The sequence below is a fragment of the Solirhodobacter sp. genome (genome assembly GCF_964715405.1).
Genome location: NZ_CBAICG010000002.1, coordinates 125,459 through 146,350 on the forward strand (window position 1 = coordinate 125,459; position 20,892 = coordinate 146,350).

The following is a 20,892-nucleotide window of genomic DNA, read 5'->3' on the forward strand; positions in this document are numbered from 1 at the left end:
GCTGATGCCCTTAGATGGCGCAGCCCCCGGCGAGATGCAATCGCCCGCGCGACTCAGGCGCAGAGTGCGTTTTCAAGGATGCGGACCCGGCCACCGCCATCGACCAGAGCCACGTCAAAGCGCGCCTCGGTATCAAGGCCGCGCGGCTCACCGGCCATGAACTCCGACGCCGCGGCATAGAGCCGCCCGATCTGGCCCGGCGACAGGTGCGCGGCCGCGTCCTCGAACCGGCGCGACTGCTTCACCTCGATGAAGATCAGGCCCGCGCCATCGCGCGCGATCAGGTCGATCTCGCCGCCCGCCCCGCGCCAGCGCCGCGCCGCGATCTGCCGTCCGCCGGTCTCATAGAGGCGTTCCACGGAAGCCTCGGCCGCGAGCCCGGCCATATGCGCCATCGCCCCGCGATGCCGGGCCGAATCCGTCACCGCGCCACCGTCAATCCGTTTCTGCTGTGCCATCCTCTTCCTCCGTCCCGTCCTCTGCCCCGAGCGCCAGGGCCGCCTGATACACCTCGCGCCGTGGCAGACCCAAGGCCGCCGACACCGCCGCCACGGCATCCTTGCGCGACTGGCCCGTGAGCGCCTGCCGCAGCGCCGCCTCCAGCCCGGCTTCGGTCGCCCGCACGGGCCCGGCCCGATCCACCAGCACGACGATTTCCCCCTTCACCTCACGCGTGGCGAAGGCGGCGGCAAGTTCCCCGAGCGTCCCGCGCGAGACCTCCTCGAATCGCTTGGTCAGTTCCCGGCACACCGCAGCCTGCCGTTCTGCCCCCAGACTCTCGCTCAATTCGCCTAACAATCGGCTAATTCGCTTTGGCGATTCATACAGCACCAGCGTTGCCTGCACCTCGCCCAACTCCGCCAGAAACCGCTGTCGCGCCCCCGCTGCCGGGGGTGGGAAGCCGGCAAACAGGAAACGGTCGGTCGGCAGACCCGCCACGGTCAGCGCCGCCAGCACGGCCGAGGGGCCGGGCGCCGCGATCACCGGATGGCCCGCCGCGATGGCCGCGCGCGACAGCTGGTAGCCCGGGTCCGCCACCAGCGGCGTCCCCGCTTCCGAGGCGTAGGCGACCGATTTCCCCTCGGCTAGCGCGCGCAGCAGGCGGGGGCGCATCGCTTCGCCGTTGTGGTCGTGATAGGCGATCAGCGGCCGGTCGCCCAGCGGGATGCCGTGAATCTCCATCAGGTGGCGCAGGGTGCGGGTGTCCTCGGCCGCCAGAACCTCGGCGCTGCCGAGGATGTCGAGCGCGCGCAGCGTGATGTCGCGCGCCGCCCCGATCGGCGTGGCGAGAAAATAGAGCCCCGGTGCGAGGGGCCGCGCGGCGCCGTTCATCAATGTCGCCCTCTCGAAAGTTGCCAAGGTCGTGTGAAACGCATAGGCTCCGGCCAACCCGACCCAGCGCCCGAAGCGAGGAATTTCACATGTTTGTCCTTTTGAGCGCTGCCCGCAAGGTCGCCGCGTGGCGCGGTCTGCAGGTCGGCGCGCTGGTTGCCGCCCTTGGCCTGTCGGCTTGCGGCCCCGTGGTCTCCACCGGCGGCGGCGGCGGGGGCGGAAGTGCCTCGGGTGCGGTGCGCGTCGCGCTGCTGGTGCCGTCGGGATCGGGCGAATCGAGCGACGAGCTTTTGTCGCAGAATCTCGAGAACGCGGCGCGGCTGGCGATTTCCGACCTCGACGGGGTCAAGATCGACCTGCGCGTCTATTCCACCGGGGCCACGCCCGAGACCGCTGCAGCCAGCGCCACCCAGGCGGTGAACGATGGCGCACGTGTCATCCTCGGGCCGGTCTTCGCCCAGGCGGCGAACGCGGTCGGCAATGCGGTCGCGGGGAGCGGGGTGAACGTGCTCAGCTTCTCGAACAACGCCGACATCGCCGGGCGCAACGTCTTCATCCTGGGACCGACCTTCCGCAACACGGCCGACCGGCTGGTGCGCTATGCGGTGGCGCAGGGCAAGACCAGCATTGCCGTGCTGCACGATCAGACCCCGGCGGGCACGGCCGGGTTCAAGGCGATCCAGGTCGCCATCGCGGCGAATGGCGCGACGCTGGCGACCGAGGCGAGCTATCCGTTCTCGCAGCAGGGCGTGATCGCCGCGGTGCCCGGCATCGCGGCCTCGATCAAGGCTTCGGGCGCGCAGGCGGTGTTCTTCACCTCGGACACGGCCGGGGCCTTGCCGCTGGTCACCCAGATGTTGAGCGAGAACGGCATCGACCCCGCCGCGATCCAGTATATCGGCCTGACACGCTGGGATATCCCGGCCAGCACGCTGGCGCTGCCCGGGGTTCAGCACGGCTGGTTCGCGCTGCCCGATCCGGCCACCAACCAGCAGTTCGCGGCCCGCTATACCGCGGCCTACGGCACCGGGCCGCTGCCCATCGCGGGGCTTGCCTATGACGGCATCGCCGCGATCGGCGCGCTGGTGAAGGCGGGTCAGGGCGATCTCAGCGCCGGGGCGCTGACCCAGCCCTCGGGCTTCGTCGGCGTGAACGGCATCTTCCGGCTGATGCCCGACGGCAGCGACCAGCGGGGCCTGGCGATCGCCCAGATCGCCAACAACCAGGTGAACGTGATTGACCCCGCCCCCAGAAGCTTCGGCGGCCCCGGCTCGTAAGCTGGCGCCCGCCCCCGCCGACCCACAGGCGCCTGGCCCGCTGATCTGCGCGGCCGAGGCGATCTTCGACGCCCCGGCCGTGGCGGCGGCGATCGCGCTGGCGCTGCGCGATGCGCCCGACGACCGCAGCCGCCGCGCCGCCGCAGTGCAGGTGCTGGCCGAGGCCCGCCGCGCCGGCAACGCGGCACTGGAGGCCGCCTTCGCGGCCCGGCCGCGCGACGCGCGCGAGCTGATCACCGCGCAGGCCTATCTGACCGACGGGCTGGTGCGCAGCGCGCTCGACGTGGCTTGCCGCCACCTGCACCCGCTGGCCAACCCCACCGAGGGCGAGCGCATCGCGCTGGTCGCCGTGGGCGGCTACGGGCGTGCCGAGATGGCGCCCTATTCCGACATCGACCTGTTGTTCCTGACACCGTGGAAGATCACCGCCTGGGCCGAAAGCGTCGTCGAATCGATGCTCTACATGCTGTGGGATCTGAAGCTGAAGGTCGGCCACGCCACGCGCACGGTGAAGGACTGCCTGCGGCTGGGGCGCGAGGACATGACGATCCGCACCGCGCTGCTGGAGCACCGCTTTCTGGACGGCGACGCGGGGCTGGCGGCGGAACTGAAGGAAAAGCTGTGGTCGGAGCTGTTCCGCAACACCGCCGCCGAATTCATCGAGGCCAAGCTGGCCGAGCGCGCCGAGCGGCACAAGCGGCAGGGCGGCCAGCGCTATGTGCTGGAACCCAACGTGAAAGAGGCCAAGGGCGGCTTGCGCGACCTCCAGACGCTTTACTGGATCGCCAAGTACATCCATCGCGTCGACCGCGCCGGGGAACTCGTCGGCCTGGGCGTGTTCAGCCGCGAGGAATATGAGAACTTCCGCGCGGCCGAGACCTTCCTCTGGGCGGCGCGCTGTCACCTGCACTACATCGCGGGCCGCGCGATGGATCAGTTGACCTTCGACCTGCAGGTCGATGTCGCCGCGCGCATGGGCTACCTTGATGGCGGTGGGCGCCGGGCGGTGGAACGCTTCATGCAGGACTATTTCCGCCACGCGACAACCGTGGGGGAACTGACGCGCATCTTCCTGACCGCGATGGAGGCGCAGCACGTCAAGAAGGAACCGATGCTGATCGGCCTGCTGCGCCGTCGCAAGAAGCTGCACGACGGCATGGCGCTGGTGCAGAACCGGCTGAGCGTGTCGGACCCCAAGGCGTTCCTGGCCGACAAGCTGAACATGCTGCGCATCTTCGAGGAAGGGCTGCGCACCGGTCACCTGTTCCACCCCGACGCGATGCGGCTGGTTGCGTCGCATCTGGACCTGATCGACGACGAGGTGCGCGACAACCCCGAGGCGAACCGCATCTTCCTTGACCTGATGCTCAAGCACGGCAACCCGGAACGCGCGCTGCGGCTGATGAACGAACTGGGCGTGCTGGGCGCCTTCATCCCGGAATTCGGCCGCATCGTCGCGATGATGCAGTTCAACGTCTACCACCACTACACGGTGGACGAGCACATCATCCAGTGCGTCTCGACGCTGGCGCAGATCGAGCGCGGCGAACTGGTGGAAGAACTGCCGCTGTCGTCGTCGATCCTCAAGGCGGGGGTGAACCGGCGGGTGATCTATGTCGCGCTGCTGCTGCACGACATCGGCAAGGGCCGGCCCGAGGATCACTCGGTCATCGGCGCGCAGATCGCCCGCCGCATCGCGCCACGACTGGGGCTGAACGCCGAGGAATGCGAGACGGTGGAATGGCTGGTGCGCTACCATCTGCTGATGTCGGACATGGCGCAGAAGCGCGACATTTCCGACCCGCGCACGGTGCGCGACTTCGCCAAGCTGGTGAAGACCAAGAAGCGGCTGGACCTGCTGACGGTGCTGACGGTCTGCGACATCCGCGGCGTCGGGCCGGGAACCTGGAACAACTGGAAGGCGATGCTGCTGCGCCAGTTGCACCGGGATACCACGACGGCGCTGGAGACCGGGCTCGAAGACCTCAACCGCGACCGCCGCGAGGACGAGGCCAAGCGGCAACTGCGCGAGGCGCTGGCCATCTGGGACAAGGCCGACCTGCGCGCCGAGATGGCGCGGCACTACGGGCCCTACTGGCAGGGGCTTTCGGCCGCCACCCATGTGATCTTCGCCCATCTGCTGCGCGGGCTTGGCGATGACGAGATCCGCATCGACCTGCACCCCGACACCGACCACGACGCGACCCGGGCCTGTTTCGCGCTGGTCGATCACCCCGGCATCTTCTCGCGCCTGGCCGGGGCGCTGGCGCTGGTGGGGGCCAATGTGGTGGACGCGCGCACCTATACCTCGAAGGACGGCTTTGCGACCGCCGTCTTCTGGGTGCAGGACACCGAAGGCCACCCCTATGAAGCCGCCCGTCTGCCGCGGCTGAAGCAGATGATCGACAAGACCCTGAAGGGCGAGGTGGTGGCGCGTGAGGCGATGAAGGATCGCGACAAGATCAAGAAGCGCGACCGCCAGTTCAATTTCCCGACCTCAGTCACCTTCGACAATGACGGCTCCGACATCTACACCATCATCGAGGTCGACACGCGCGACCGGCCGGGCCTTCTTTACGACCTGACGCGCACGCTGGCGGCAAACAACATCTACATCGCCTCGGCAGTGATCGCGACCTTCGGGGCACAGGTGGTGGACACGTTCTATGTGAAGGACATGTTCGGCTTGAAACTCTACGCGAAATCCAAGCAGGAAGCGCTGGAGAAGAAGCTCCGCCAGGCCATCGTGGACGGGGCCCAACGGGCGCAGAGCTGAGGGCGCAGCACAGATGAAACCGATCCGTCTAGTCAGGGGCTTCCTGACCGTGGGGGCATGGACGCTCCTGAGCCGCGCCGTGGGCTTCGTGCGCGACGTTCTGATCGCCTCGTATCTTGGCTCCGGCCCGGTCGCCGAAGCGTTCCTCGTGGCGTTCTCGCTGCCCAACACCTTCCGCCGCTTCTTTGCCGAGGGGGCCTTCAACACCGCCTTCGTGCCCCTGTTCTCGAAGAAGTTCGAGGCCGACGAAGACCCCCACCGTTTTGCCGAAGATGCGCTGTCGGGGCTGGCGTTCATCGTCACTGTGGTGTCGGTGATCGCGATGATCGGGATGCCCGTGCTGGTCTACGCGATGGCCTCGGGCTTTGCCGGGGATGATCGCTTCACGCTGGCGGTCTATTTCGGGCGGATCACCTTCCCCTACATCCTGTTCATGTCGGGGGCGGCGCTGTTTTCGGGGGTGCTGAACGCGGGCGGCCGTTTCATCGCCGCCGCCGCCGCGCCGGTGATCCTGAATGTGGTGTTCATCGCGGCGATGCTGGTGGGCAAGCACTACCACTGGGATACCGGCCTGACGCTCAGCTGGGCGACGCCGATCACCGGATTTCTGCAGATGGGTCTGGTCTGGCTGGCCTGCGTGCGCATGGGCTACCCGCTGCGCCTGCGCCGCCCGCGCCTGACGCCCGACATGCGGCGCCTGGTGGCGATCGCGATCCCGTCGGTGATGGCGGGCGGGGTGGTGCAGATCAACCTGCTGGTCGGCCGTCAGGTCGGCAGCTTCTTCGACGGCGCCATCGCCTGGCTGAACTATGCCGACCGGCTTTACCAGTTGCCGCTGGGCGTCGTCGGCATCGCCATCGGCGTGGTGCTGCTGCCCGACATTTCGCGCCGGTTCAAATCCGAGGACGTGGTGGGCAGCCGCTACGCCTACAACCGCGCGACCGAGTTCAGCCTGCTGCTGACGCTGCCTGCCGCGGTGGCGCTGATGGTGGTGCCGGTGCCGCTGATCTCGGTGCTGTTTCAGCGCGGGGAGTTTTCGCATCTCGACACCGTCAACACCGCGCTGACACTGGCCATCTACGGCGCCGGCTTGCCGGCTTTCACGCTGCAGAAGGTGCTGCAACCGCTCTATTTCGCGCGCGAGGATACGCGGACCCCGTTCCGCTACGCCTGGCACTCGATGATCGTGAACGCGGCGGCGGCGCTGCTGCTGGCGCCGCTGATCGGCTTTGTCGCGGCGGCGCTTGGCACCACGCTGGCGGGCTGGTCGATGGTGGCGCAGCTCTGGTGGGGTTCGCGCCACATGGGCGAGGCCGCGGAGTTCGACGACCGGCTGAAACATCGCGTGCCGCGGCTGGCGCTGGCCTCGCTGATTATGGGGGCTTGTCTCTGGGGCCTCGCGCAGATCCTCGCGCCGCAACTGGCGATGCCGGGCATCCGCTACGCCGCCCTGGCGGCGCTGGTTGCGGGTGGGGCGCTGGCCTACGCGGTGGCCTCGGTGCTGACCGGGGCGATCCGGCTGGTCGATGTGCGATCTTCGATGGGGCGCTAGCGGCGGCGGATCATGTCGAGCACGCGGCCCATCCCGCCGGGGCAGATCAGGAACGACAGACCAAAGCCGGTGACGAAGCCGGCGAGGTCGGCGATCCATTCCTTGTTGCCGCCGAACACCAGCCCGAACAGCAGTTGCGCGCCAAGGAAGAAGCCGATCAGGCTGAACGCGCCCGACCGGTTGCCGCCGGTCTGGCCGAGCCGCGTCCACAGGATGAAGCTGAACCCGCCGATCAGCCCGTAGACCGCCGGATAGCCCCCGATCAGCACCATCTGGGTTTGCGAGAACAGGCCATAGGCCACCGCGCCCATCACCCCCGAGGCGAAGAACAGCACCAGAACCGCCCAGGGCCGGAACACCTCGCTGACGTATTTGCCCAGCGCCATCAGGAACACGACGACAAAGATCGCCTGCGTCGGGTTGCCGTGGATGAAGATGTAGCTGACGAAGCGGATCATGTGCTCGGCCGGGAAGAACCGGTTTTCGAGCATCCACTGGAACACCGGCGGCGAGAAGGCGAAGTCCTGCATCGCCTGCAGGCGCCAGCCCACGGCGGCCGGGCCACCCAGCAGGCCGTAGCCGCCAAGGCTCAGCGCGATCTCGATCAGCGCGATCGGCATGGCCAGCACCCAGACCACCCAGGGCAGCGGATGCAGCGGCGGCGCGTTGTGATCCAGATCCATTGGCACTGACCTTCGGTTGACGGCATCTGGTGCCAGCGATAAGCGGTCGGGGCAGCAATTTCCAGACGGAGTCTCAGATGACGGATGCGGTCCAAACGCCTCACGTCGGCAAACCGCGCTTCACGCCCCGGGTGTTCTCGGGCATCCAGCCCTCGGGCGGGCTGACGCTGGGCAATTACCTCGGCGCGCTGAAGCGGTTCGTGCAGAAACAGGACGAGGGGATCGAGACGATCTACTGCCTGGTCGATCTGCACGCGATCACCACCTGGCAAGACCCCGACAAGCTGCGCCAGCAGACGCGCGAGGCGGCGGCGGGGTTCATCGCGGCGGGGATCGACCCGAAACGGTCGATCCTGTTCAACCAGAGCCAGGTCTCGGCCCATGCCGAACTGGGCTGGGTCTTCAACTGCGTCGCGCGGCTGGGCTGGATGAACCGGATGACCCAGTTCAAGGACAAGGCCGGCAAGAACACTGAACAGGTCTCGCTGGGGCTTTACGCCTATCCGTCGCTGATGGCGGCCGACATCCTGCTGTATCACGCCACCCAGGTGCCGGTGGGCGAGGACCAGAAGCAGCATGTGGAACTGACCCGCGACATCGCGGCGAAGTTCAACCACGACTACAAGACCGACTTCTTCCCGCTGACCGAGCCGGTGATCGAAGGTGTGGCGACGCGTGTGATGAGCCTGCGCGACGGCACCAGGAAGATGTCGAAATCCGACCCCTCGGATCAAAGCCGGATCAACCTGACCGACGACGCCGAGGCCATCGCGCAGAAGTTCCGCAAGGCGAAAAGCGATGCCGACGTGCTGCCCGACACGCCCGATGGGCTGAAGGACCGCCCCGACGCGCGCAATCTGGTGAACATCTACGCCGCCCTCGCCGATCAGTCGGTGGAGGAGGTGCTGGCGCAATACGCGGGCCAGGGGTTTGGCGTGTTCAAGCCAGCGCTGGTCGATCTTGCGGTCGCCAAGCTCTCGCCGATCTCGACCGAGATGAAGCGCCTGATGGCCGACCCCGCCGAGATCGACCGCATCCTTGGCGACGGCGCCGACCGCGCCGACGCCATCGCCCAGCCGATCCTGGCGAAAACGCTGGAGATCGTGGGCATGATCCGCTCGCGGCGGTAAACGATGGTCAGGGCGCTCGCACGGGCCGCCCTGACGCTGCTGCTGGTGCTCTCGCTGGCGGGCAGCTTCTGGTCGGTTCGCCAATTGCTGCGCAACCCGCTGTTGTCGGCGATGGTCAGCCGCAGCGCCGACGGGATCCGCGCAGCGACCGACCGGGCGATGGCGGCAGAGGCGACGCCGGACAGGATCGCGGACCGGCTGCGCGCCCTGCTGGCCGAAACCCCGCGCAACTGGGTGGCCATTGATGCCGTCGGCGGCGTGGCGGACGAGCGGGGGATCGCCCTGCCGCCCGACCTGATCGCCACCCGCGATGCGGATCGGGCGGAGGACACGGGTCTTCTTGCCGCCGTTGGGGGCTGCGCCGCCTGTATGGTGGATGCCGCCTCTTGCGCGCTTTCGGCGCAACTTCTGTGTCAGGCGCCGATGGTGCTGACCCCGATCGGCGACCTTTACGGCGTCGCCTCGGAAGGGGCGCACTACTTGGCCGGTCAGCCCGTGGACGACCTCAACCTCGGCCTGTCCGCCATCGGCCTTGGCGCGACGGCACTGGCGCTCGCCTCAGGCGGGTCGTCGCTGACGCTGAAGGCCGGGGCGGGTATGGCCAAGCTGGCGCACCGGATGGGGCTCTTGTCGCCGCGCCTCGTGCATCTGGCGCTGGATGCGATCAGGGACGGCATCGACTGGGGCGGCCTGTGGGCGGTGCGCAGCGGCGACGATCTTGGTCGCCTGCTGCGCCCGCGCGTGCTGGCCCCGGTGATCGAGGTCGCGCGCGATACCGACCGGATCGAGACCGCGCTTGGCCCCGCCGCCACCCTCCACCTGCTGCGCTACGTCGATGACGCGCAGGACGCGCGCCATCTGGCCGATGCGGCCGAGGCGCTGGGGCCAAAGACGGTCGGGCGGCTGGAAATGCTGGGCAAATCGCGCTTCCTGCGCCTGACGCTGCGCTTCAGCCACTTTGCGCTCGGTGTAATGGCCAGCCTGTTCGGCCTGATCCTGTCGGCGGGCACGATGCTGGCCCATGCGCTGCACCACGCGGCCCTGCGCGGGCTGCGCCGCGCGGCGCGCCGCCCGGTCAGATGACGTGCACCTGCGTGCCCACTTTCACCAGTTTGAACAACTGGGTGATATCCTCGTTGTAAAGCCCGATGCAGCCGTCCGACGACATCCGCCCGATCTTGCGCGTGTCCTGGGTGCCGTGCACGCGGTAGTAGGGCCAGCCCAGATAGAGCGCAAAGGGCCCCAGCGGGTTGTCCGGCCCCGGCCCCACCACGGCGGGCAGCCAGGGCATCCGCTGCCGCATCGACGGCGTTGGCCGCCAGGTCGGGCCCACCACCTTTTCGACCACCTCGGTCATTCCCGTGCGCGTCAGATCGGGGCTGCCCGGCACCGAGCAGGGGAACAGCAGGTAGGTCGCCGCATCCTCGGACCAGTAATGCACTGCCCGCGATTGCGTATCGGCAAGGATTGCGCCGTTGCGCAGCGTGGGGAAATAGTCCTGCCAGGCTTTCGCGCGGAAGCTTGATACGTTGGCATCGACCTCGGCGTCGGCGGCGCGCACGAGGGCGGGCGCCGTCAGCCCCGCCGCGGCCAGGGCTGCGCCGAGCAGGAACTTTCGGCGAGGGAGTGCGTGAGTCATCACATGCCTCTTTCTGTATATTTCGGATGTATGGATTACACCGCTGTCCGGCACGGGCAAGTCACGTCGGCGTGCGGGGCTGATGCCACGGCCTCGGGTCGACCCGGGCGTCATGCAACCGCAACAAAACCGACACGGGTTCGATTCCAGCGCTGTCTACCCTCTGCCTTGCGGATTCGTCCGCGGTGCCCGGAAGGTTCCGTCCCCACCTTCCCCAGGCGGCGTGTCTTCCCCGGGCCGCCGCCAATGCCGGGCGCCGGTGGTCACATGCGCTTACCCCGGCGATGACCGCCTGCCCCCGGCCCACGCCGGGGGTTTCTTTTTCTACATCGCCGCACAGTGTGGCTGCGCCAAAGCGACTCACGCTGACCGCCAGGAATGCCTATTCTTGACGGGAGAATTTGCAGGAGAAAGCAATGCCCACCCCGGTCCACCCCGCCACCCGCATCGGTCACGTTCACCTGAAAGTGGCCGACCTCGACCGTGCCATCGCCTTCTATTCCGGCGTGCTCGGGTTCGAACTTCAGCAGAAGTTCGGCAGCCAGGCCGCGTTCCTGTCGGCGGGCGGCTACCACCACCACCTCGGCCTGAACACCTGGGAAAGCAAGGGCGGCACCCCGGCGCCGCATGGCCATACCGGCCTTTACCACACCGCCTTCCTCTACCCCGACCGGGCCAGCCTTGCCGATGCGCTGTGGCGGATCACGCAGGCGGGCATCCCGCTCGACGGCGCCGCGGATCATGGCGTGTCCGAGGCGATCTATCTGCACGACCCCGACGGCAACGGGGTGGAGCTTTACCGCGACCGACCCGAGGCCGAATGGCCGCGCAAGCCCGACGGCACGCTGGCAATGTCCAACGCCCCGCTCGACCTGCACGCGCTTCTGGCCGAACGGGTCGCCTGAACCCGACTGCGTCGGGCTTGCCAGACCCGGCGTGGATCGGCGATGATCCCCCGACCTTGGGGAGACCATCATGCGCAAGTTCCTTGTCGTGCTCGACGACAGCCGAGAATGCCTGAACGCGATGCGCTTTGCCGCGTTCCGCGCCGCCCGCACGCAGGGCGGCGTCACCATCCTGTCGGTGATTCCGCCGGAAGAGTTCAAATACTGGACCGGCGTGACCGACATCATGCGCGCCGAAGCCCGCGAGCGGATCGAAGCGCATTTCGAAGTGTTCGCGAAATGGATGCGGACCGGTCACGGCATCCAGCCGGACCTGGTGATCCGCGAGGGCGAGCCGGTGACAGAGATTCTCGCGCATATCCGGGAGGATCCGGAAATCGGTGTGCTGGTGCTCGGCGCCGGCAACGACAAGAGCGGGCCGGGCAAGCTGGTCACCCAGCTCTCGAAATCCTCCGGCACCTTGCCGATCCCGATCACCATCGTGCCGGGCGAAATGTCGAAGGAGCGGCTGGAGGCGATCACCTGATCGCGACGCGCCGTCGCAATTGACTTTCCCGACCGCAAGGCGCATATCCGACCATAACAGTCGGAGATTGCCCCATGTTCATCCAGACCGAATCCACCCCAAACCCCGCCACGCTGATGTTCCTGCCGGGACAGACCGTGCTTGAAACCGGCACGGCCGACTTCGCCACGGTCGAGTCGGCCGTGATGTCGCCCTTGGCGCGGCGCGTGTTTTCGGCGGGCGGCGTGACCGGCGTGTTCCTTGGCCGTGACTTCGTCACCGTGACGAAGGAAGACGCGCTTGACTGGTCGCATGTGAAACCCGCGATCCTTGGCGCGATCATGGAACATTTCCAATCGGGCGATGCGGCGATCGACGGGCCACAAGCCGATGACCATGCCGATCAGGACGGCCCGGACTCCGAGATCGTGACGCAGATCAAGGAGCTTCTGGATACGCGGGTGCGCCCGGCCGTGGCCAACGACGGCGGCGACATCACCTTCCGGGGCTTTGACCGCGGCATCGTCTATCTGCACATGAAGGGCGCCTGCGCGGGCTGCCCGTCCTCGACGCTGACGCTGAAGATGGGCATCGAGAACCTGCTGCGGCACTACATCCCCGAAGTGGTCGAGGTTCGCGCCGTCGCGGCCTGAACCTTGGTCGGCCCCCTGATCCTTGCCTTCGACACCTCGGCCGCGTTCTGCGCGGCCGCTGTGCTTTCGGGTGACCGGGTGCTGGCCGCCGCCGAAGAGCCGATGGCGACCGGGCAGGCCGAACGCCTGATGCCGCTGCTGGCGGAATTGCTGTCGGCGGCGGGCCTGACCTGGCGCGACCTGCAGGGCATCGGCGTCGGCACCGGGCCCGGCAACTTCACCGGCGTGCGGCTTTCGGTCTCGGCGGCGCGCGGATTGGCGCTGTCGCTGGGCCGCCCCGCCATCGGCGTGACGCGGCTGGAGGCGCTGGCCGAGGGCCTGCCACGCCCGCTGGCGGTGATCGAGGATGCCCGGCGCGGCGCCGCCTATCTGCAACGCTTCGGCCCCGACATGGCCGCCGAACTGGTGGAACCCGAAGACCTGCGCGACCTCGGCGACCTGCCCCGCACCGGGGGCGGTGCAGGGCTGATCCCCGGCGGGGCGATCCTGACCCCGGCGATGCCGATCGCGGTTGCCATCGCGCGCATCGCCGCCCGCCGCCTTGGGGTGCCGCAACCACGCCCGGCGCCGCTTTACCTGCGGGCGGCCGATGCGGCGGTGTCGTCCGATCCGCCAGTGGTCATCCTGCCGTGACGCCCGAGGCCCTGGCCGCGCTGCACGCGCAGGGCTTCACCACTCCCCGCCCCTGGTCCGCCGCCGAGATCACCAGCCTGCTTGCCAGCCCCGGCGTGTTTGTCACCGGCGACGCGCGCGGCTTTGCGATGGGTCGCGTGGTCCTGGACGAGGCGGAGCTGCTGACCCTCGTCACCGCCCCCGCATTCCGGCGGCAGGGCCTTGGCCGCGCCCTGCTGGCGGCGTTCGAGGCGGCGGCGCGCAGTCGGGGCGCGACCCGCGCCTTTCTCGAAGTCGCTGCCGACAATGCCCCGGCGCTCGCCCTCTACCAGGGGCTGGACTGGGCCGAGGACGGGCGGCGGCGCGGCTATTATCAGAGCCCTGACGGCAGACGGATCGACGCGATCCTGTTTTCAAGGCCACTCTGACGGGCGCCGCCCGCCGATCAATCACTTTTATCATCCGGTCAAAGATTGCCACCGCATCGCGCAAGATCGCACTTGACCGTTCGGTCAGGCTGCGGCCTTATTCCCCCCATGATCCGCCAGAGATCAGCACCCAAGACCGGGCCCCTTCGCGCCTCGGCGGACGGCCAGAACAACAACCGGGAGAACCAATCCATGAGCCTGATGACCAAATTCCTTGGCGCCGCTGCCACCTTGGCGCTGACCGCCGGGGCCGCGCTTGCCGACCCCGCGATCATTTACGACCTCGGCGGCAAATACGACAAATCCTTCAACGAGGCCGCCTTCCACGGCGCCGAGAAATGGGCCAAGGAAACCGGCGGCAAGTTCAAGGAAGTCGAGATGCAGTCGGAAGCCCAGCGCGAGCAGGCTCTGCGCCGTCTGGCCGAGTCGGGCGCCAACCCGGTTGTGATGACCGGCTTCGCCTTCGGCGACGTGCTGGCCAAGGTCGCCCCTGACTTCCCGAAGACCAAGTTCGCGATCATCGACATGGTGGTTGACCAGCCGAACGTGGAATCGGTCGTGTTCACCGAGGAACAGGGTTCCTACCTCGTCGGCATCATGGCCGCGATGGCCTCGAAGTCGGGCACGGTCGGTTTCATCGGCGGCATGGACATCCCGCTGATCCGCAAGTTCGAATGCGGCTATGCCCAGGGCGTGATGGCGGCCAACCCGAACGCCAAAATCATCATGAACATGACCGGCACCACCCCGACCGCGTGGAATGACCCGGTCAAGGGCGGCGAACTGGCCAAGGCGCAGATCAGCCAGGGCGCCGACGTGATCTATGCGGCGGCGGGCGGCACCGGCGTGGGCGTGCTGCAGGCGGCGGCGGACGGCAAGATCCTCTCGATCGGGGTCGACAGCAACCAGAACTACATGCACCCCGGCCAGGTGTTGACCTCGATGATGAAGCGCGTCGACAACGCGGTCTATGCCGCGTTCAAAGGCGGCGCCGACCTCAAGACCGGCATCCAGGTCATGGACCTGAAGGCGGGCGGCGTCGCCCCGGCGATGGACGACAACAACGCCAAGCTGGTGACGCCCGAGATGAAGGCCGCCGTCGACAAGGCGACCGCCGGGATCGAGGACGGCACGATCAAGGTGCACGACTACACCACCGACAACACCTGCCCCGTGAACTGAGGCAGGCCGTATATGGCACAGGGTAACACCTCGGGGCGGCAGGAAACTGCCGCCCCCGCCACATCCGCACCCGCGATCGAGCTGCGCGGCATTTCCAAGGCGTTCGGGCCGGTACGGGCCAACAAGGACATCTCGATCAGCGTCGCCAAGGGCGCGATCCACGGCATCATCGGCGAGAATGGCGCGGGGAAATCGACGCTGATGTCGATCCTCTACGGCTTCTACAAGGCCGACGCGGGCGAGATCGTGATCAACGGCAAGGTCGCCCATATCCCCGACAGCCAGGCCGCGATCCGGGCGGGCATCGGCATGGTGTTCCAGCATTTCAAGCTGGTGCAGAACTTCACCGTGCTGGAAAACGTCATCCTCGGCGCCGAGGACGGCGCGCTGCTGGGCCCCTCGCTGGCCAAGGCACGCAAGACGCTGACCGCTCTGGCGCGCGAGTATGAGCTGAACGTGGACCCCGACGCGCTGATCGAAAACCTCTCGGTCGGGCATCAGCAGCGGGTGGAGATTCTCAAGGCGCTCTACCGGCAGGCCGACATTCTCATCCTGGACGAGCCCACCGGGGTGCTGACCCCGGCCGAGGCCGACCACCTGTTCCGCATCCTCGCCAACCTGAAACGCGAGGGCAAGACGATCATCCTGATCACCCACAAGCTGCGCGAGATCATGGAGATCACCGATACCGTCAGCGTGATGCGCCGCGGCCAGATGACGGCAACGGTGAAAACCGCCGAAACCAGCCCCGAGGCGCTGGCGGAGATGATGGTGGGCCGCAAGGTGCTGCTGCACGTCGAAAAAGGCCCCGCCAGGCCGGGCAAGACCGTACTGGAGGTCGAAGACCTGCACGTGACCGACAAGCATGGGGTGGAGCGTCTGAAGGGCGTCTCGCTGAGCGTGCGGGCGGGCGAGATCGTCGGCATCGCGGGCGTTGCGGGCAATGGCCAATCGGAACTGCTGGAGGTGCTGGGCGGCTTTGCGCAGGGGCGCGGCGTGATCCGCATGAACGGCCAGCCGCTGGACCTGACGGGGCGCCATTCCGACGGCCAGACCCGGCGCGCCAACGGCATCGCGCATGTGCCGGAGGATCGCCAGCGACTGGGGCTAATCATGGATTTCGCGGCGTGGGAGAACGTCGCCTTCGGTTATCAGAACGATCCGGCCTACCAGCGTGGGCTGTTGATGGACAATGCCGGGCTGGTGACCGAAACCGCCGCCAAGATGGGCCGCTTTGACGTGCGCCCGCTTGACCCGCGACTGGCGGCCAAAAGCTTCTCGGGCGGCAACCAGCAAAAGCTGGTGCTGGCGCGCGAGATCGAGCGCAACCCCGACCTCTTGCTGGTCGGCCAGCCCACCCGCGGCGTCGATATCGGCGCCATCGAGTTCATCCACCAGCAACTGGTGCGATTGCGCGATGCGGGCAAGGCGATCCTGCTGGTCTCGGTCGAACTGGAGGAGATCATGAGCCTGTCGGACCGTATCGCGGTGATGTTCGACGGCCGCATCATGGGCGAACGCCTGCCGGGCGAAACCGACGAGCGCGAGCTTGGAATGCTGATGGCGGGCATGAACGGAAAGGCCGCGTGATGGACAGACTGCCGAAATGGGCCGATGCGACGCTGGTGCCGCTGATCTCGATCCTGATCGCCTTCTTCATCTCGGGCCTTGTCATCCTCGCGATCGGCGAAGATCCGATCAACGCGATGAAGATCATGCTGAATGGCGGCCTGGGGTCGACCTACGGCTGGGGCTACACGCTTTACTACGCCACCAACTTCATCTTCACCGGCCTGTCGGTCGCCATCGCCTTTCACGCCGGGCTGTTCAACATCGGCGGCGACGGGCAGGCGCAACTTGGCGGGCTTGGCGTGACGCTGGTCTGCCTGATGGTGCCCTGGCCGAACTGGTGGCTGGCGCTGATCTTCGCCTCGCTGGCGGGGGCGGCGTTCGGTGCGGCCTGGGCGGCGATCCCGGCCTGGTTGCAGGCCAAGCGCGGCAGCCACATCGTGATCACCACGATCATGTTCAACTTCATCGCCTCGGCATTGCTCAACTACCTGCTGGTGAACGTGTTGCGGCCGATCGGCACGATGGACCCGGCCTCGGCCAATTTCCCCAAGACCGTCGGCATTCCGCATCTGGGCTCCGTTCTGAACGCACTCGGCATCCCCTTCGCCAAGGGCACGCCCGCGAACATCACCTTGCTGATCGCGCTGCTGGCCTGCCTGCTGATCTGGGTGCTGATCTGGCACACCCGCTTCGGCTTTGCCCTGCGGGCCTTCGGCAAGTCGGAACCGGCGGCGCGTTATGCCGGCATCCGCCCGGTGAAGATCACGATGTATGTGATGCTGATCTCGGGCGCGCTGGCCGGGCTGATGTCGATCAACAACGTGATGGGCGAAAGCGGGCGGCTGGTGCTGAACTCGTCCGAAGGCGCGGGCTTCATCGGCATCGCGGTGGCGCTGATGGGCCGCTCGCACCCCTTGGGCGTGCTGCTGGCGGCGATCCTGTTCGGGTTTCTCTATCAGGGCGGCGCCGAGCTTTCGATGGACACGTCGATTCCGCCGCAACTGATCTGGGTGATTCAGGCCCTGGTGATCCTGTTCACCGGCGCATTGGACAACATGGTGCGGATGCCGGTCGAGGCCGTGTTCCGCAAATTCGGCAAACGGAGGACGTGATGTCGTTCGACACTCTCATCTCGATCCTCGACAGCACGGTGCGGCTGGGCACGCCCTTGCTGCTGGCCTGCCTCGCCGGGCTTTTCTCGGAACGCTCGGGCGTGTTCGACATCGGGCTGGAGGGCAAGATGCTGGTGGCGGCCTTCCTGTCGGCCGCCGTCGCCTACATGACCGGCAGCGCCTGGCTGGGCCTGCTGGCGGGCATCGCCGGGTCGATGTCGTTCTCGCTGATCCACGGGCTGGCCTCGATCACCTTCCGCGGCAACCAGTTGATTTCGGGCGTCGCGATCAACATGCTGGCCTCGGGGCTGACGGTGCTGGTGGGGCAGAACTGGTTCCACCTTGGCGGCGGCACCCCGGCGCTGACCGGCGCGGGGCGGTTTCAGGATATCGACCTGCCCTTCGCCGCGGCGCTGAAGGACGTGCCGGTGCTGGGGCCGATCTACGACCAGTTGATTTCGGGCCACTCGATCCTCGTTTACGCGGCCTTCCTTGCGGTGCCCGGCACCTGGTGGGTGCTGTACAAGACGCGCTTTGGCCTGCGCCTGCGCGCGGTGGGCGAGAACCCGGCGGCGGTCGATACCGCCGGAGTCTCGGTCGTGGGCCTGCGCTATGCGGCGATCTGCATCGCGGGCATCCTGTGCGGCGTGGCGGGCAGCTATCTGTCGACCTCGCTCGCCGCCAGCTTCGGGCGCGAGATGACGGCCGGGCGTGGCTTCATCGCGCTCGCCGCGCTGATCTTCGCCAAGTGGCGGCCGTGGTATGCGCTGGGGGCGACGATGCTGTTCGGTTTCCTGGCCGCGGTGTCGAACCGCTACCAGACGCTCGACCTCGGCTTCGTCGTGATCCCGAACCAGTTCATGGATGCGCTGCCCTACATCCTGACCGTGGTCATCCTTGCGGGCTTCGTCGGGAAGGCGATCCCGCCGCGCGCAGGAGGCGAGCCCTATGTCAAGGAACGCTGAGGCCGTCGCCGCCCTGATCCGGTCGCGCGCGGGCGCGGCTCCGGTGCGGCTGGGCCTGATCCTCGGGTCCGGCCTCGGCCATCTGGCGGGGGCGGTGGATGGTGTGGCGATCCCTTACGGCGACCTGCCGGGGTTTCCCCATGCGGGCGTCTCAGGGCACAACCCCAACCTTGTCGTGGGCGACCTGGAGGGTGTGCGCGTCGCCGTGTTCGGCGGGCGCGAGCACTACTATGAAAACGGTCGCGCCGATGCGATGCGGCTGCCGCTGGAGGTGCTGCGCGCGCTGGGCGCCGACACCCTGATCGCCACCAACGCCGCGGGCTCGCTGAAGGCCGACATGCCAACCGGCGAGTTGATGCTGCTGACCGATCACATCAACTTCTCGGGCCTGAACCCGCTGATCGGCGAGCCGACGGATGCCCGCTTCGTGCCGATGACGGCGGCCTATGATCCGGCGATCCGGGCCGCGCTGAAAGCCGCGGCCGCGGCGGAGGACGTGACGCTGCACGAGGGCGTCTATGCCTGGTATTCCGGCCCGTCGTTCGAGACGCCCGCCGAGATCCGCGCGATCCGCACGCTGGGGGGCGACGCGGTCGGCATGTCCACCGTGCCCGAGGTGATCCTTGCCCGCTTCCTTGGTCTGAAGGTCGCCGCGATCTCGACCATCACCAACATGGCGGCGGGATTGGGCACCGAATCGATCAGCCACGAACACACCAAGGCGATGGCGCCACGCGGTGCGGCAAAACTCGAACGCGTGCTTCGACGATACTTGCAAAAAATGGAATACATGGTAGCTCTGGGCTCCACGTCTTCTCTGTAAGATCACGGCCCGTCAACCGGCGGACCTTCGCCCCGCAAGCCCCGGACGGCCCGCCATGCAGATTTACCTGCCCATCGCCGAGGTATCCGTCAACGTCTTCCTGCTGCTGGGCATCGGCAGCGGGGTCGGTCTGCTGTCGGGCATCTTCGGCGTCGGTGGCGGGTTCCTGATCACGCCGCTGCTGCTGTTCATCGGCATCCCGCCCGGCGTCGCGGTGGCAACCGGGGCCAATCAGGTGGTCGCCGCCTCGGTTTCGGGGCTGATGGTCCACATTCGCCGCCGCACCGTCGATTTCAAGATGGGCACGGTGATGCTGATCGGCGGCTTTGCCGGGTCGAACGTCGGCATCTATGTGTTCGAGCTGATGAAACGAGCCGGGCAGACCGAGCTGTTCGTGCAGTTTTCCTATGTGTTCTTCATGGGCGCGATCGGCACGCTGATGTTCCAGGAAAGCTTCCGGGCCATTCGGCGGAACCGCAGCGGCGCCGCGGCGCCGCGGGCCGTGACGCAACGCAACCGCCATAGCTGGGTGCAGCGCTGGCCGGTGAAGATGAAGTTCCGCACCTCGGGCCTCTATATCAGCGTCTTTCCGCCCTTCCTGATCGGGGTGGTCGTGGGCTTCCTCTCGGCCACGATGGGCGTCGGCGGCGGCTTCATCCTCGTGCCGGCGATGATCTACCTGCTGGGCATGAACACCCGCGTGGTGGTGGGCACCTCGCTGTTTCAGATCATCTTCGTCACCGCTTATTCGGTGATGGCCCATGCCATCGCCAACCAGTCGGTCGACATGGCGCTGGCGGTTCTGCTGATCGTCGGCGGCGTCGTCGGCGCACAGGTCGGCACCATCATCGGCTTCCGGCTGAAAGCCGAGCAATTGCGCATCCTGCTGGCGATCCTCGTGCTGTCGGTCAGCGTGAAGATCGGGCTGGACCTCGTGTTGACGCCCTCCGACCTTTTCTCGGTCCGCTCGGTGAACCACCCATGATCCGCGCGCTTTTCCTTCTGCTCGCCCTCGGCCTGGCCCGCCCGGCCCTTGCCGACGAACAGGTCGTGGCCGGGCTCAGCGAGAACCAGATCGCGATCACCGCCAATTTCAACGGGTCCGACATTCTGGTTTTCGGCGCGGTGAAACGCGACGCGCCGATCCCGATGGATAAACCCCTGCAGGTGATCGTCACGCTGGAAGGCCCGCCGAACCCGGTCGACATCAGCCGCAAGGGGCATGTCTACGGTATCTGGATCAACACGCAGAAGGTTCGCGTGACCGCAGCCCCGGCATTCTATGCCATCGCCACCTCCGGGCCGCTGGCGGATGTGCTGTCGCAGACCGACGACCTGCGCTACAAGATCACCATCCCGCAGGCGATCCAGGACTCGGGCATCGCCAATCAGGCCGCCAATGCCGAGAGCTTTGTCGATGCGCTGATCCGGATCCGCAAGGAACAGGGCCTTTACGTCCTCGACCAGGGCACCGTGAGCCTTGAGCAGTCGACGTTGTTTCGCACCGATATCAAGCTGCCGTCCAACCTGACCGACGGCCTTTATGCCGCGCGCATCTTCCTGACGCGCGGTGGCAGGGTCGTGGCCATGCACCAGTCCGACGTGCTGGTGCAGAAGGCCGGGATCGAGCGCTGGCTTTACCGGCTGGCACAGGACAACCCGCCGGCCTACGGGCTGCTGTCGCTGCTGATTGCCATCGCCGCGGGCTGGCTCGCCTCGGCTGCGTTCCGGCTCGCCAAACGGTAA

21 protein-coding genes are annotated in these 20,892 nt (G+C 67.3%); 17 read left to right on the forward strand and 4 right to left on the reverse strand.

Translation table 11 applies throughout. The annotated features are described in order from the left end of the window. Positions 1-53: 53 nt before the first annotated feature. Complete coding sequence (locus tag AC11WY_RS01485; protein ID WP_482921791.1) at positions 54-458, reverse strand: YraN family protein; 405 nt, start codon at positions 456-458, stop codon at positions 54-56. After that, positions 436-1,332, reverse strand: coding sequence for a 16S rRNA (cytidine(1402)-2'-O)-methyltransferase (gene rsmI / locus AC11WY_RS01490; protein WP_482921793.1), 897 nt, complete (start codon positions 1,330-1,332; stop codon positions 436-438). The genes AC11WY_RS01485 and rsmI overlap by 23 nt, the downstream gene beginning before the upstream one ends. Before the next feature lie 89 nt (positions 1,333-1,421). On the opposite strand from rsmI, the gene AC11WY_RS01495 reads away from it, so the two are divergent. The 3 genes from AC11WY_RS01495 to murJ are packed head-to-tail and all read left to right on the forward strand — an operon-like array spanning position 1,422 to position 6,937. Further along, positions 1,422-2,609: a penicillin-binding protein activator gene (locus AC11WY_RS01495; RefSeq protein WP_482921795.1), complete on the forward strand. Its 1,188-nt coding sequence runs from the start codon at positions 1,422-1,424 to the stop codon at positions 2,607-2,609. Then, entirely contained in the window at positions 2,569-5,385 is a 2,817-nt protein-coding gene (locus AC11WY_RS01500) for a [protein-PII] uridylyltransferase (RefSeq protein WP_482921797.1), read from the forward strand. Before AC11WY_RS01495 ends, AC11WY_RS01500 begins: the two co-directional genes overlap by 41 nt. A gap of 13 nt (positions 5,386-5,398) precedes the next feature. Continuing rightward, positions 5,399-6,937 carry a murein biosynthesis integral membrane protein MurJ gene (gene murJ, locus AC11WY_RS01505; protein ID WP_482921799.1) on the forward strand — a complete coding sequence of 513 codons (1,539 nt, stop codon included), beginning with the start codon at positions 5,399-5,401 and terminating at the stop codon, positions 6,935-6,937. Here the strand turns inward: murJ and AC11WY_RS01510 are convergent. Further along, entirely contained in the window at positions 6,934-7,620 is a 687-nt protein-coding gene (locus AC11WY_RS01510; RefSeq protein ID WP_482921801.1) for a rhomboid family intramembrane serine protease, read from the reverse strand. The two genes, murJ and AC11WY_RS01510, sit on opposite strands and share 4 nt — an antisense overlap. A gap of 77 nt (positions 7,621-7,697) precedes the next feature. On the opposite strand from AC11WY_RS01510, the gene trpS reads away from it, so the two are divergent. Both trpS and AC11WY_RS01520 read left to right on the forward strand, forming a co-directional pair. Then, entirely contained in the window at positions 7,698-8,750 is a 1,053-nt protein-coding gene (trpS, locus tag AC11WY_RS01515; protein ID WP_482921803.1) for a tryptophan--tRNA ligase, read from the forward strand. Positions 8,751-8,753: 3 nt separating this feature from the next. Continuing rightward, complete coding sequence (locus AC11WY_RS01520) at positions 8,754-9,833, forward strand: hypothetical protein (protein WP_482921805.1); 1,080 nt, start codon at positions 8,754-8,756, stop codon at positions 9,831-9,833. Here the strand turns inward: AC11WY_RS01520 and AC11WY_RS01525 are convergent. Beyond that, positions 9,826-10,389, reverse strand: a complete 564-nt coding sequence (locus AC11WY_RS01525) for a L,D-transpeptidase (RefSeq protein ID WP_482921807.1) — start codon at positions 10,387-10,389, stop codon at positions 9,826-9,828. The two genes, AC11WY_RS01520 and AC11WY_RS01525, sit on opposite strands and share 8 nt — an antisense overlap. A gap of 416 nt (positions 10,390-10,805) precedes the next feature. On the opposite strand from AC11WY_RS01525, the gene AC11WY_RS01530 reads away from it, so the two are divergent. The 12 genes from AC11WY_RS01530 (at position 10,806) to AC11WY_RS01585 (ending at position 20,892) form a co-directional block, all read left to right on the forward strand. Next, a complete protein-coding gene (locus AC11WY_RS01530; RefSeq protein ID WP_482921809.1) occupies positions 10,806-11,294 on the forward strand; it encodes a VOC family protein in 489 nt (162 codons plus the stop codon). Positions 11,295-11,364: 70 nt separating this feature from the next. Next, complete coding sequence (locus AC11WY_RS01535; protein ID WP_482921811.1) at positions 11,365-11,820, forward strand: universal stress protein; 456 nt, start codon at positions 11,365-11,367, stop codon at positions 11,818-11,820. A gap of 74 nt (positions 11,821-11,894) precedes the next feature. Beyond that, complete coding sequence (locus tag AC11WY_RS01540) at positions 11,895-12,452, forward strand: NifU family protein (protein ID WP_482921813.1); 558 nt, start codon at positions 11,895-11,897, stop codon at positions 12,450-12,452. A 3-nt stretch (positions 12,453-12,455) separates the two neighbouring features. Further along, positions 12,456-13,085 carry a tRNA (adenosine(37)-N6)-threonylcarbamoyltransferase complex dimerization subunit type 1 TsaB gene (tsaB, locus tag AC11WY_RS01545; protein ID WP_482921815.1) on the forward strand — a complete coding sequence of 210 codons (630 nt, stop codon included), beginning with the start codon at positions 12,456-12,458 and terminating at the stop codon, positions 13,083-13,085. Beyond that, the gene (locus tag AC11WY_RS01550; RefSeq protein ID WP_482921817.1) at positions 13,082-13,492 is read left to right on the forward strand and encodes a GNAT family N-acetyltransferase; all 411 of its coding nucleotides are present in this window, start codon (positions 13,082-13,084) and stop codon (positions 13,490-13,492) included. Before tsaB ends, AC11WY_RS01550 begins: the two co-directional genes overlap by 4 nt. A gap of 192 nt (positions 13,493-13,684) precedes the next feature. Further along, positions 13,685-14,674 (forward strand): BMP family lipoprotein, encoded by a 990-nt coding sequence (locus tag AC11WY_RS01555; protein ID WP_482921819.1) that lies wholly within the window; start codon positions 13,685-13,687, stop codon positions 14,672-14,674. Positions 14,675-14,686: 12 nt separating this feature from the next. Next, complete coding sequence (locus AC11WY_RS01560) at positions 14,687-16,264, forward strand: ABC transporter ATP-binding protein (protein WP_482921821.1); 1,578 nt, start codon at positions 14,687-14,689, stop codon at positions 16,262-16,264. Next, positions 16,264-17,358 (forward strand): ABC transporter permease, encoded by a 1,095-nt coding sequence (locus AC11WY_RS01565; RefSeq protein WP_482921881.1) that lies wholly within the window; start codon positions 16,264-16,266, stop codon positions 17,356-17,358. Before AC11WY_RS01560 ends, AC11WY_RS01565 begins: the two co-directional genes overlap by 1 nt. After that, positions 17,358-18,323: an ABC transporter permease gene (locus AC11WY_RS01570; RefSeq protein ID WP_482921823.1), complete on the forward strand. Its 966-nt coding sequence runs from the start codon at positions 17,358-17,360 to the stop codon at positions 18,321-18,323. The genes AC11WY_RS01565 and AC11WY_RS01570 overlap by 1 nt, the downstream gene beginning before the upstream one ends. Continuing rightward, a complete protein-coding gene (locus AC11WY_RS01575; RefSeq protein ID WP_482921825.1) occupies positions 18,307-19,146 on the forward strand; it encodes a purine-nucleoside phosphorylase in 840 nt (279 codons plus the stop codon). The genes AC11WY_RS01570 and AC11WY_RS01575 overlap by 17 nt, the downstream gene beginning before the upstream one ends. 55 nt (positions 19,147-19,201) lie before the next feature. Beyond that, positions 19,202-20,131 carry a sulfite exporter TauE/SafE family protein gene (locus tag AC11WY_RS01580; protein ID WP_482921827.1) on the forward strand — a complete coding sequence of 310 codons (930 nt, stop codon included), beginning with the start codon at positions 19,202-19,204 and terminating at the stop codon, positions 20,129-20,131. Further along, on the forward strand, positions 20,128-20,892 hold the full coding sequence (locus tag AC11WY_RS01585; RefSeq protein WP_482921829.1) for a TIGR02186 family protein: 765 nt from the start codon (positions 20,128-20,130) through the stop codon (positions 20,890-20,892). The genes AC11WY_RS01580 and AC11WY_RS01585 overlap by 4 nt, the downstream gene beginning before the upstream one ends.